This window comes from Philodulcilactobacillus myokonensis (assembly GCF_027923585.1).
Classification (GTDB): Bacteria; Bacillota; Bacilli; order Lactobacillales; family Lactobacillaceae; genus Philodulcilactobacillus; species Philodulcilactobacillus myokonensis.
In genome coordinates, this window is sequence record NZ_BRPL01000002.1 from 1,337,889 (window position 1) to 1,350,156 (window position 12,268).

Below are 12,268 nucleotides of genomic sequence, written 5' to 3' on the forward strand. Positions count from 1 at the left end.
ATTAAAGATTAAAATAGTGCTTCAAATAAACGCCGACGCCATCTTCATCATTAGTTAACGTTTGATCATCCGCAATTGATTTAATTTCAGGTTGGGCATTGGCCATCGCAATTCCCTTTTCAGCTTTCTTAATCATGCCAGCATCATTTTCTGCATCCCCAAATGCCATTAATTGATCAAAATTCAAATGAAGATGTTTCAAAAGTTCTGCTAAGCCGACCGCTTTATCCATCTTTGGCGCCAAATATTCCATTAAATGGGGCTGGGATCTAACCACGTGGTAACGGTTCTTAATATCTTCCGGCAAATTTTGCTGGACATCATCTAATTTTTTAGGGTCGTTATCCGGCATCAATGCTTTGCTGTATCCAATATCCTTTAAATCATCAAAAGAAGTTGGAACGAATTGTAAAACATCGCGTAAATGTTGATTAAAATGAGCTTCTTTCAATCCAATGATTGGATAAACCCGTTTGAAATCTAGAATACCAAGGGCCAATGCTCGATTTTTAGCAAATTGATAAAGGCTTCTGAAATCTTCCTTTGCTAATGTATGTTTAAACAAAATTTTCTTAGTTGCATTATTAAGTACTAAGGCACCATTAAAAGTGATGGTAAAATCAAAATCAGTATTTAATCCCAATTGATCAATATATTGCTCCACCGCCTTAAGTGGCCGACCAGTACATAAAACAATTCTAATCCCGTTTCGATGTAATTGTCTTAAAATTTTTTCGTTAAAATGGCTAATCACTTTATCGCGGTTCAAAAGTGTATTATCCAAATCAAGTGCAATCATTTTTATCAATATTTTCCCTCCCAGGACGTAATATATAACTCAAATTATATCAGATTTTACGCAATATCAAAAAAAAGCATTAATTTCATTTAGAAATTAATGCTTAATCTTAATTTTATATTCAATTGTGGTCCGATTGAGCTTATGCGCCAAGTTCCATTTCCAACTTGTGGAGTTCTGCTTCACGAACTTTACGAGGTAAGAAACGACGGATTTCTTCTTCGTTATATCCAACTTCTAGGCGTTTGCCATCAAAGATAATTGGACGTTTAATTAAATCAGGGTATTTTACAACCAAGTTGATTAATTGTGAAACAGAGAGATTATCTAGGTCTAAGTTCAACTTCTTGTAAATGTTGGAACGGGTTGAAATAATATCTTCACTACCGTTTTCGGTTAAGCGAAGAATATTTTTAACTTCGTCAGCATTTAAAGGATTTGAATTAATGTTACGTTCCTTAAATGGAATATTATGAGCTTTTAACCAAGCCCTTGCTTTACGACTAGATGCACTACTTGGTGCGACATAAAGATTTAACATATTTACCACTCCTAACGTTCATAAAAATGAACTACCAAAACTATGGTACGTATTAGGAAACATGCAAAGTTGTAATAACAACTCACTATTACCTGCGGTTCGTCCATACCGCATCGCTACAGATATATATTATGCATTAGATATCCATAACTTACCTAAATACTATCATACTTTTTTAGATAGTCAATGCCCATTTAGCACTTTATTTTCAAACTGCTAAAGAAAAAGCGTTTACACTTCCTTGAAATAAGATTATAATTTTATTATGATATTTTTATTAAACGAGTTAAATTATAAAATGGAGGTGGAATAGATGAAATTAACAATTTTGGCCACAAGTGACACCCATGGCTACGTTTCACCTACTAATTATGTTAATTCAAACGCTAATATGCCCTTTGGATTAGAACGGGCTGCTTCATGTATTAAGGAACAGCAAGGGAAACATCCTAATAACATCACCATTGATAATGGTGATTTTTTAGAAGGCTCGCCGATGACTTATTACATGGCTAAAATTAAGCATCAAAAATCTGCCAAACAGCTTTGCGATGCGTTTAACTTGATCCATTATAATTATGGAATCGTTGGTAACCATGAATTCAACTACGGATTAAATTACTTAAAAAATACCATTCGCGATTCGAAACGCCAATTTTTATGTGCCAATGTGATTGATCAAGACGGTCACCACCCACTTGGCAAACCGTATGATATTAAAAATATCAATGGCGTCAAAGTTGGAATCTTGGGTGTTACCACTCAGGGTGCTACCAAATGGGAAAGTCCTTCTAATATTGCTGGCTTAAAATTTATCTCCGTTGTTAAATGCGCTAAGAAATACATCCCAATTTTAAGAAAGCAAGCGGATGTTGTCATCGTTGCATATCATGGTGGTTTTGAACGTGATATGAACGGTAAACCAACTGAAGTCATTAGAAACGAAAATGAATCAGAAAATGAAAGCTATTCCCTTTTAAAGAATGTTAAAGGCATTGATGCTTTGGTCAGCGGTCACCAACACCGTATTTTGCATGATCATTTATTTGGCGTTCCATTTATTCAGGCTGGCCACCGTGGTGCATATGTCGGAAGAATCACCTTGGACCTTAAAAAGCAGGGTCAACATTGGCAGGTCATTGATAGTCAGCCTGATTTAATCAAAACTGATACATATGAACCTGATCAATCAATTGTTAAAGAAATCCACCCCCTAAAAAATCAAGTTGAAGCCTGGCTAAACAAGCCATTAGCTAAAATTAACGGTAGTCTTGAATTTAACGATGCCTTTAAAGCTAGAACCCATGAAACTAATTACATTGAATTCATTCAAAAAGTCCAAATGGAAACAATGGGTGCAGATATATCAGCTACCGCTTTATTCAATAATGAAGCCCACGGATTTGAAAACCCAATTACGATGCGAAACATCATTACTAATTATATTTTCCCCAATAAATTAGCACTAGTTAAAATTACGGGAAAGGATTTAAAAGCTGCGATTGAAAAAAGCGCTCAGTATTTTGATGTCCGAAACGGCAAAATTACCATCAGTAAGGATTATTTATATCCAAAACCAAGGCATTATAATTATGATATGTATGAAGGCATTGATTATGTGATTAACGCATCTAAACCGCTTAATCATCGGGTCGTTAAACTAACATATCATGGTAAACCTGTTTCAGATGACCAAGAATTAAAAATTGTTTTAAATCAATACCGTGCTGCTGGTGGTGGTGATTTCACGATGTTTTCTAATCAAAAGGTAATCAAAAGGAATTCAGTCACAATGAGTCACACCATTGCAGACTACTTAGTCAAACATCCTGTGATCAATGCAACTAATAATCATAATTTTAAAGTCATTAAATGAACATTATAAATTGATCCAAATAAAAACTAGCTAATTAAATTAGCTAGTTTTTTGTTTATGATTTAAAAATTGGAAAAGCATGCACGATTGTTCCGGGATGAACATGGTTTTTAATTTTCTTCAAAAGTAATTGTAATTCTGGATACGAAATTTCATTTGTCATCATCGTACTGATATTATCAAATTTAATTTTTTGAATTGATTCAAGTTTGGCAACCGAATTAATTTGATTATCACGGAGATGAATAATAATTAAGTACTGACTCTTCCCACCATTTTTGATAATCTGATAATCATTATTATTATCATTTTGTAGCGCCATGCTGTAACCATTGGTTTCAGTATTAGCAGAAGCAATCAAATCACTTAAAACACTGTTGGCAGTCGGCAAACTACCAGCACCTGCACCAGTGTAAGTGGTTCTGCCAAGGGCATCACTGGTAACTTGAATGGCATTCTGGACACCGTCAACGTTGGCTAACTGTTCGTCCTTTTTGATTGCGGTTGGCACAACGGATGCCGTTAATTGCTTATGTTTGCGCTTCAAATTAGCAATCAATTTAATCTTGTAGCCATCATTTTGGGCTGCTTTCAAATCTTCAATGCTAATCTGGTCAATCCCCTGTAATCGGATTTTTGAAACTGGCAGGAATTGGCCAAAAATCAAATATGACAAAATCGATAACTTGTATGCAGCATCATATCCCTTAACGTCATTTCTCGGATTAGCCTCAGCATATCCTAATTGTTGAGCTGCTTCCAGAACCTGGTGGTAATCAGCTTGATTCGTTAACATTTCAGAAAGGATGTAGTTAGAAGTTCCGTTGATAATCCCATTCACCTGTTCAAAGGAGTCGGTTAAAATGCTTTCACTTAACACCCTTAAAATTGGGATTCCACCGGCAACACTGGCTTCATAAAAGAAGTTAACTTGGTTGTTTTTAGCGATGGTATTTAAATCATTAATGTGGGATGCAAGCATTTCTTTATTGGCGGTAATCACCGATTTACCAGACTGCATTGCTCTTTGAATTGCATGGTATGCACCATCGACATTGCCAGTTACTTCAATCACAATTTGAATATCCGGATCATCAATAACTTTTGAATCATCATCGCATAATTTTGTATTTGCAGGCAATTCAACGTTTCTTTTTTTATTAACGTCCCTAACTGCAATTGTTTTTAAATTAAAATGAACACCGTAAATATTTTTAATTTTAGCTTGACGTTTTTTAAGTAGTTGAACGATTCCAATGCCAACCGTTCCCAGTCCTAATATACCAATATTAATTTCTTTCATCATCATTCCCCCGTTTTTCAAAAGATAATTAATATCATCTTATCATAATGTGAAATCATTAGGAAAACTAAAAAGTGGATTAATCAATTAAGATTAATCCACTTTTTAATCATTCACTAATTTTAATTGGCCTTGGCAAAACGTTTATTTTTACGTTTTGGTCCGCCACCAACGTATTGAATTGATTTAAATTTGCGAATCGTAGTAACTTTAATTTTACCAGGATAAGATAATTCATTCTGAATCTGATTCCTGACATGATCGGTCAGACGGTCACTGGCACCATCGTCCAACTGCTTTGGATTAACGATGATCCGTAATTCACGGCCGGCTTGAATGGCATAGCTTTCTTTAACACCATCCTGCTTATCAGCAATTGCTTCTAAGCTCTTCAAGCGGTTAATGTATTCTTCAACCGATTCACTCCGGGCACCTGGTCTAGCACCAGAAATTCCATCAGCGGTTGAAACTAAGATGGCATATGGACTCTTTGGTTCAACGTCCCCATGATGGGCAGCAATTGCATTCACAATGATTGGATCTTCACGATACGTTTTAGCAAGTTTAACCCCTAACTCAACGTGGGTTCCATCAACTTCATGATCAATTGATTTACCAACATCATGCAACAGTCCGGCTCGTTTAGCCATTCTCGGATCTAAGCCTAATTCGTCAGCTAAAGCACCGGCTAATTGAGCAACTTCAATTGAATGATAAAGTACGTTCTGACCATAACTGGTTCTAAACTTCAATCGACCGATAATCTTCATGAATTCGGGGTGCATCCACCCCAATTTCAATTTTTCAACCGTATCTTCACCAGTCTTTCGCAAATCTTCCATGACTAATTTTTCAGCCTTATTGACCTGTGTTTCAATTGTATTATTAGTAATTTGGTTGGAAACGATTAAACTATTGATGGCAACTCTAGCAGTCTCTCTTCTGATGGCATCCGCTGAACTAATGTATAGACTCATTGGATTATCAGGATCAAAAATCAAATCAACCCCGCACAAAGTTTCAAGCAAACGTAAGTGTTCAAAGTCTTTCCCAATAATTTTACTTTTAACGACTTCGTTCGGAACGACAATGCTACGTTCAATGTGGCTTCTTGGAATGTCTTCTGGTCCGCATTGGATTGCATTGATAATGACAGTATTCGCAAGTTTAGGAGCTCTGGTTGCAATTAAATCCTCATCATATTTAACATTAACGTCACTTTCACGCTTTAATTGATTGGAAGTATCGTTAATAATCATTGTTTTAGCATCCATGTCATTTAAATGACCCTGCTCCTGCAAATTATGATGATACGTTTCAATCAATTGATCAGCATGTTGCAAAGTTTTATTGATTACTTCTTTTTGCTGATCATTTTTCAATTTCATTTCAGTTAAATGTTGTTTATGTTCATTGACACGTTTTTCAGTAATTCTTAAATAATTATCACGTTCATTTAACCGTTTTATACGGCTTTCATTATTATTGCTCTGAAGATCTAATTCATCATTGGTATTCCGGCGATACTCTTCAGCTTCACGCCGGTTGTCTGAATCAATTTTGGCAACTTGATGTTCCAATTTATTTTGATTGTTCCGAATCATTGAATTGGCTTCTTGATGAGCGTTGATTAAACGCTTTAACTTCATTTGTTTACCGACAAAAGCACCAATTGCAATGGCAACAATCATCGATAACAACAAGATTAAAACAAAGATTTAAACCCCTCCCTTCTTTTAAATTATCTAATATAATAATAACATTTTAGAAACTCAAATTGGCACAAAAAAAGCTTAAATTATCAAAAAATAATTTAAGCAATTATAATTTTAATTAATTTTTAGTAATTTGATCCAAAAGATAATCCAAAACTTTTTCATTATCGGATGGAATTTCTTTTGCATTCATTTCTTCAGCTGTTTGTTGAATGGCATTGGGTGCATCGGATTCCTTAATAAAATCAGCATCAAAATCAGTCAATTTTTTAACTTCTTCCGGCGTCATTTCAAGATGGAATTGTAGGGCAACAATATGATCACCAAGCATAAAGCCCTGTTTATCATCCACCTTCGTACTGAATAATAATTTAGCATTTGCTGGCAATGTGAAATCTTCACCATGCCAATGGAAGACAGTCATCTGATCCGGAATATTGGAATCACCAGATACATTCTTAACTGGTAACCAGCCGATTTCCTTAGCAGTGCTATGAACAACCATGCCGCCAAAGGCTTTGGAAATTTCCTGGCCACCTAAGCATGCACCATAAATTGGTAAGCCGGCTTTGGCAGTCCTTTTTATTAAATTCCGTTCATCCTGCAACCATTTTAATGGATCGTTAGCACTTTGATTGCCACCCAAAATTAATAGAAAATCAAATTGATCGGGTCTGATTTCAGCCAAAGAATCACCTTGATCAGGTCTTTTAATATCTAAATCGTAATGGTGCTTAATTGCCCAATTTTTGATTAATCCTGGCCCTTCAACATCATTATGTTGAACTACAATCATTTTCATCTTTTATCACTCCTACTAATTATTTTTTGCTAAATTCCGTTTCCTAAATACAGTTAAGATTACATTCTTAATTGTATCACTGATTTAAAAATTACTTGATATAGTGAGCTAGAAATTTTTGAATTGATTTTACATACAATTTTGGATCAGTTTGATATGAAGCTGCATGGGGAGCACGTTTAACAATCATCATTTCTTTGGGCCCCCGATCCGCTTGATAAACGACTTTAACCATTTTAGTTGGGACAAATTGATCGTTTGCACCATGAATGAACATCATCGGGCGATGGTTCCTTTTAACCTGGTTCACTGAACTAGCTTCTTTCAAATAGTAACCAGCCCGAACTTTAGCAATCCCACTTAGAATTGGCAGCAGTGGATACAATGGGAACGTCTTCATATGGTACATTTGCTGGGCTTGATACTTAATTTCATCATGAACGCTTGTATATCCACAATCTTCAATGTATGCTTTCACCTGTTTTGGAACATCGGGTTGACCACTAACCATCATCGTGGTGGCTCCACCCATGCTAACCCCAAACATAACAATTTGAGAATCACTGCCGTTTTTCTTTACGACCTTTTGAATCCATTTAACGTAGTCAAGGCGATCAGGCCAGCCATAACCAATGCTATTTCCCTGGCTCTTACCAGCACTTCGATCATCAGGGACTAAAACGTTGTAGCCCATCCGATGAAACATGGCGGCATAAATTCCCATTTTACTTTTATCACCCATAAAACCGTGGGCAATCACAGCCGTCTTGTTTGTTTTTCGTGCTGCTTTAATATAATTAGCATCTAGTTTAAAATGACCAGTCGCAGATGTTTCATGCCATACTTCAGGCTTGCTGTGGTGTAAATACCACTGATTATCTAAATCAAGTGGGCTATTTTTAGTGAAATGCTGACCTGAAATAAATGATTTATGTGATGGGATAAAGGCAACGTGATAGAAATACATCCCGGCACCAACGAAACCAATCCCGATTACAATGACCAAACTGAATAAAATGATGACAAAACGTTTTAATTTTCGATTCAAAATATCTTCCCCTAATTTCATGTTCAATACATTTAGAATACCATATTCAACGTCAAAAAGCGGTATAATAAGAATGTTAGGAGTGTGGTATGTTTGTTTGCACAACGATTAAGAGCATTAAGACGGGGGCAAAATTTAACTCTCAAGGGTCTTGCCAACGGTCTTAATAAAGCTTTTCCAAAGGATCCACATAAAAATACCAGTTCCCAAATTGGCAACTGGGAGCGTGGCTTACGGGCCCCATCATATTTAGAAATCAAGAAGTTAGCTAATTTTTTCGACGTTTCAATGGATTACATTGCTGGTAGAACCAACATTAATCAGCATGATTTAGCTAAAATGTTAATTGCCAATCATAATTTATTGTTTAACGATCAAGAATTGAACGATGAAGACCAGTATCAGATTTATCAGTTAATTGATGGTTATTTAACTGGTAAGAATCATCGTCAATATAAGAAACATAATGGTCATGATCAGCAAGAAGATTTAAACTTAAATTTAAAATAAGGAGGATCCTTTTGATTTATGAATAAAAAGAAACTCTTAAAACGAATGAAACACCAGCATAAAATTAAACGTGAAATTCCATACATGGATCAAATCAAAAAGTACTACCACATGTTTGATCACATCCCCGAAATTAAATTTATTTTAAACAATATTTTGGAAAGCAACCGTTTACTATCCAACAAAATTTTGCCACAAGATTTACCAGAATTATTGTTGCCGGATAACATTCAGCAAATTGTGATTAAACAACTTAATCAGCATTATGCTCAGAATGACCAGAAAGGTGATCAACATTGGAATGAATTATCGAAAGCACTTCCTAAGTTAGACAAATTGGTTCGTAACTTTCGTGACTATTTAGAGCAAGAATACGGAATGTGGGCATATATTTCAGCTCCATTTGCAAAGGATTTAGCAGAATATTGTGGCCGTGGTCCTGTTTTAGAGGTAATGGCCGGTAACGGCTACATTTCAAAGGGGCTTCGTGATAACGGGACAAAAGTCTTTTCCACCGATAGTCTCGCCTGGACAAAAGAAAATGAAACCGGTAAGCATTTAGTCACTAAAGTTGAAAAATTAAGTGCTATTGATGCATTTAATAAATATAAAGACCAAATTAAAGACGTCATCATGTGTTGGTCACCAGACGGAGTCGAAGATGACTGGCAATTACTTCAAGCCATTCGAAAATCAAAGTTGAATTTACCATTGATTACGATTGGCGAAAAGAATGGTGCGACCGATTCAAAAGTCTTTTGGCAAAATGCTAAATTTATTAAGCAGGAAGATGCCAAGCATTTGAATCGTCACCACCAACCATTTGATTTAATTCATGATCAAGTTTATATTATTAAATAATTAAAAAAGCCCCTAAAGATTTATTCTTTAGGGGTATTCATCACTATTTTTTAGTTGTTTTCTTTTTGGTTGAAGTTTTTTTATTTGAAGTCGCTTTTTGGGTCTCTTTTTTACTTCCGCTCTGTTTATTATCATCAATCTGTTCAAATTGATTGTTGACCCAGGCTTTAAATTTCGGTAAATATTGGTCGGGATTTTGATTAAAATCGTCAGCAGATGCTAATTCATCAATCCTTAATTTAGAGCGGTTAACGTCCGGTGATTCAATCACCATGTAAACGTTTAAATCGTAATTAGCATCATCTTTAGTTACCTTTCCAATGTTTTTAGCATAACGAAGTGGTAAGTTAATGACGTTTAATTCTAGTCGAATGCTTGTTTCAGGACGCTTCGTCACTAATTCAGCTTGTGCAATTTGATTTTTTTTAATATTTTGAACGATAAAATTAACGGCTGATTTAATGGTTGCATTGAAGTGTTTGGTTAAATTTCCTTTCGTTGTTGATTGACTTTGTTTTTGAAATTTTTCATCGGTTATTTCTGAAATGAAATTTTTGATGTTGATTTGCATTAATTTTCACCCATCTTTATATTATTTATCATGCTTAACAAAATTATCTTAAATCAAGAATAGAAAGAAGACAAGCATCTTTGAAATGGCAATATAATTTAATCGTAACACATATACATACTAAAACGAGTGTCAGGAAGTACCTAAGCCAGCGCTTACTCATCCCGAAACACTTGATTTTTCAACTAAGAAAGCATTATCGGGTCACAATTAATCACAAATATTTACCAATGAATTTCGCAGTTCATAATCAGGATCAGCTTCAATTAACATTTGTTACTAATGATTTTAAACACCCGTTTCCAAACATCATTCCTGATTCAAGCGTTAAACTATCGATCCCATTTGAAAACGATGATTTAATGGTCGTCAATAAACCAAGGGGCTATAAAACCCATCCCAATCAACCACATGAATCCGGCACCGTTTTAAATTTTGCCGCTGCTTACCTTCGAAAAAAGCATCAATTACCATATATTGTTCACCGTTTGGACATGGAGACATCTGGCGCTCTAATTATTGCTAAAACACCACCCGTTGTGCCAATTTTAGTCCGTTTAATTGCGGATAAAGTAATCCAACGCTCTTATTTAACATGGGTTTCAGGAACTGGATTGCCAAAGAGTGGTCAAATCAATGCACCGATTGGTTTTGATTTATCAGACCAACGCAAACGGAAGGTCAATGGTGTAAAAGCCAAAAAGGCAATTACTAATTATAAAGTAATAAGGAAAATAAACGGCAACACCCTTTTGGAAGTAAAACTAGAAACGGGCCGCACCCACCAAATCAGAGTTCATTTAGCATCCATCGGCCACTCCATTATTGGTGACCCGTTGTATAATCCAAATGAAAATAAGGGACCAATGTTATTACATTCATGGAAAGTGAAATTAGTCCTCCCATTTGAAATGAATTCAAAAGTAATTACAGTTCCGGTTCCAGAAGAATTTAAATAAAAAGTCCGCTAAAATATGGAAATTTCCATCCTTAGCGGAATTTTATTACCCTTTAATTTTAGATTTTGATTGATTCTTTTCATCAACATAATCAACCCGCCCTAACTGATCATAATGTTTAATTTTATAAGATAACAGTTGGTGAGCTGATTTCATCCGGTCCATCTTTCGATCCATTTCATGTAATTGATCAATTAAAATTTGTTTCCGTTGATCCATGGTCTGATTGCCCTGTTGAAATAACTGCATGTATTTAGCAAGATGATTAACATTCACACCAGCATTGCGCATGCAGATAACAAACTCCAATTGACCAATATTTTTTTGATCATAATCCCGATATCCATTGGCATTCCGATGAACGTTAGTTAATAAACCAATATTTTCCCAGTAATGAAGGTTAGAGATGGTTAAATGATATTTTTTAGCAACTTGTGAAATGAGCATGATTAAACTTCTTGTCCGGTTGGTCGAACCAAAATTTCGTTAATATCAACATTAGATGGTTGGTCCATCATGAAGACAGCTGATCTGGCAATGTCCTCAGGTAATAGGACGGCGTTTTTGCCATTCCACATTTTCTTAATGGCACTTATAATTTGTTGATTTCCAATGGTGGAAGTTAAATTGGTTTTAACGCCACCTGGTGAAATGATACCAGTTTTGATATTATTGGCATGTTCTTCTTGTCTTAAGCCTTCCATAATGGCACGGACGGCAAACTTAGTTCCATTGTAGACAGCTGAACCGGGGTATAATACGTGCCCAGCAACTGAATCGGTTGCCATAATTAAACCGTGCTTTTGTTTTCTCATAATTGGCAAAACTGCTTTGATACCATTCAAAACCCCAATCACATTCGTATCAAGCATTGCTTTCCATGACTTTGGATCACTATCAATCAACATATCTTGTGGCATAATGCCGGCATTATTATAAATAATATCCACTTGGCCGAATTTATCTTGAGCAAGCTTAACCAATGATTTAACATCGTCTAAATTTTGAACATCGGTTACTTGGGTTACAATGTTTTCAGGATGTTCAGTGGATTTAGCAACCTGTTGTAATTTTTCTTGATTTCTAGCACCAATGACTAATTTAGCACCTTTAGAAACAGCTAATTTAGTGGTCGCAGCACCCATGCCGGAACTAGCGCCAGTCAAAACAATAACTTTATTCTTTAAGCTCATTTAAAATTCCTCCTTAATGATTATTTCGATTCGTAGTATAAACCCTACAGTAGACTATAGGGCAAAAAAATAACCCCTAAAAAGTTTAAT

At 35.4% G+C, this 12,268-nt stretch carries 13 protein-coding genes; 4 read left to right on the forward strand and 9 right to left on the reverse strand.

Annotation, left to right across the window (positions count from 1 at the left end; genetic code table 11):
- Nucleotide 1 precedes the first annotated feature (1 nt).
- Together WR164_RS06985 and spx are read right to left on the reverse strand one after the other, a co-directional pair.
- Nucleotides 2-799, reverse strand: a complete 798-nt coding sequence (locus tag WR164_RS06985) for a Cof-type HAD-IIB family hydrolase (RefSeq protein ID WP_286136922.1) — start codon at nt 797-799, stop codon at nt 2-4.
- Between the two features lie 142 nt (nt 800-941).
- Nucleotides 942-1,340, reverse strand: a complete 399-nt coding sequence (spx, locus tag WR164_RS06990) for a transcriptional regulator Spx (protein ID WP_286136815.1) — start codon at nt 1,338-1,340, stop codon at nt 942-944.
- Between the two features lie 313 nt (nt 1,341-1,653).
- On the opposite strand from spx, the gene WR164_RS06995 reads away from it, so the two are divergent.
- Nucleotides 1,654-3,216, forward strand: a complete 1,563-nt coding sequence (locus WR164_RS06995; RefSeq protein ID WP_286136816.1) for a bifunctional metallophosphatase/5'-nucleotidase — start codon at nt 1,654-1,656, stop codon at nt 3,214-3,216.
- Between the two features lie 55 nt (nt 3,217-3,271).
- Here the strand turns inward: WR164_RS06995 and WR164_RS07000 are convergent, their stop codons facing one another.
- The 4 genes from WR164_RS07000 to WR164_RS07015 form a co-directional block, all read right to left on the reverse strand.
- Nucleotides 3,272-4,519: a homoserine dehydrogenase gene (locus WR164_RS07000; RefSeq protein WP_286136817.1), complete on the reverse strand. Its 1,248-nt coding sequence runs from the start codon at nt 4,517-4,519 to the stop codon at nt 3,272-3,274.
- A gap of 122 nt (nt 4,520-4,641) precedes the next feature.
- Complete coding sequence (gene rny / locus WR164_RS07005) at nt 4,642-6,222, reverse strand: ribonuclease Y (RefSeq protein ID WP_286136818.1); 1,581 nt, start codon at nt 6,220-6,222, stop codon at nt 4,642-4,644.
- A gap of 130 nt (nt 6,223-6,352) precedes the next feature.
- Complete coding sequence (locus WR164_RS07010; RefSeq protein ID WP_286136819.1) at nt 6,353-7,036, reverse strand: type 1 glutamine amidotransferase; 684 nt, start codon at nt 7,034-7,036, stop codon at nt 6,353-6,355.
- A gap of 91 nt (nt 7,037-7,127) precedes the next feature.
- Entirely contained in the window at nt 7,128-8,084 is a 957-nt protein-coding gene (locus WR164_RS07015) for an alpha/beta hydrolase (protein WP_286136821.1), read from the reverse strand.
- Between the two features lie 93 nt (nt 8,085-8,177).
- Between WR164_RS07015 and WR164_RS07020 the strand changes: the two genes are divergently transcribed.
- Nucleotides 8,178-8,594, forward strand: a complete 417-nt coding sequence (locus WR164_RS07020; RefSeq protein ID WP_286136822.1) for a helix-turn-helix domain-containing protein — start codon at nt 8,178-8,180, stop codon at nt 8,592-8,594.
- Between the two features lie 18 nt (nt 8,595-8,612).
- Entirely contained in the window at nt 8,613-9,455 is an 843-nt protein-coding gene (locus tag WR164_RS07025) for an SAM-dependent methyltransferase (protein WP_286136823.1), read from the forward strand.
- A gap of 43 nt (nt 9,456-9,498) precedes the next feature.
- On the opposite strand, the gene WR164_RS07030 is transcribed toward WR164_RS07025, so the two are convergent.
- Nucleotides 9,499-10,026: a hypothetical protein gene (locus tag WR164_RS07030; protein ID WP_286136824.1), complete on the reverse strand. Its 528-nt coding sequence runs from the start codon at nt 10,024-10,026 to the stop codon at nt 9,499-9,501.
- Nucleotides 10,027-10,106: 80 nt separating this feature from the next.
- On the opposite strand from WR164_RS07030, the gene WR164_RS07035 reads away from it, so the two are divergent.
- Nucleotides 10,107-10,985: an RluA family pseudouridine synthase gene (locus WR164_RS07035; protein ID WP_286136826.1), complete on the forward strand. Its 879-nt coding sequence runs from the start codon at nt 10,107-10,109 to the stop codon at nt 10,983-10,985.
- 45 nt (nt 10,986-11,030) lie between these two features.
- Here the strand turns inward: WR164_RS07035 and WR164_RS07040 are convergent, their stop codons facing one another.
- Both WR164_RS07040 and WR164_RS07045 read right to left on the reverse strand, forming a co-directional pair.
- A complete protein-coding gene (locus WR164_RS07040; protein WP_286136827.1) occupies nt 11,031-11,432 on the reverse strand; it encodes a MerR family transcriptional regulator in 402 nt (133 codons plus the stop codon).
- A 2-nt stretch (nt 11,433-11,434) separates the two neighbouring features.
- The gene (locus WR164_RS07045) at nt 11,435-12,178 is read right to left on the reverse strand and encodes an SDR family oxidoreductase (RefSeq protein WP_286136828.1); all 744 of its coding nucleotides are present in this window, start codon (nt 12,176-12,178) and stop codon (nt 11,435-11,437) included.
- Between the last annotated feature and the right edge of the window lie 90 nt (nt 12,179-12,268).

Bases quoted from the DNA above. Each gene is read 5' to 3' on its own strand.
- WR164_RS07010 (WP_286136819.1), bottom strand. From the start codon at position 7,036: ATGAAAATGATTGTAGTTCAACATAATGATGTTGAAGGGCCAGGATTA.
- spx (WP_286136815.1), bottom strand. From the start codon at position 1,340: ATGTTAAATCTTTATGTCGCACCAAGTAGTGCATCTAGTCGTAAAGCA.
- WR164_RS07030 (WP_286136824.1), bottom strand. From the start codon at position 10,026: ATGCAAATCAACATCAAAAATTTCATTTCAGAAATAACCGATGAAAAA.
- WR164_RS07040 (WP_286136827.1), bottom strand. From the start codon at position 11,432: ATGCTCATTTCACAAGTTGCTAAAAAATATCATTTAACCATCTCTAAC.
- WR164_RS07045 (WP_286136828.1), bottom strand. From the start codon at position 12,178: ATGAGCTTAAAGAATAAAGTTATTGTTTTGACTGGCGCTAGTTCCGGC.
- WR164_RS06995 (WP_286136816.1), top strand. From the start codon at position 1,654: ATGAAATTAACAATTTTGGCCACAAGTGACACCCATGGCTACGTTTCA.
- WR164_RS07000 (WP_286136817.1), bottom strand. From the start codon at position 4,519: ATGAAAGAAATTAATATTGGTATATTAGGACTGGGAACGGTTGGCATT.
- WR164_RS06985 (WP_286136922.1), bottom strand. From the start codon at position 799: ATGATTGCACTTGATTTGGATAATACACTTTTGAACCGCGATAAAGTG.
- WR164_RS07025 (WP_286136823.1), top strand. From the start codon at position 8,613: ATGAATAAAAAGAAACTCTTAAAACGAATGAAACACCAGCATAAAATT.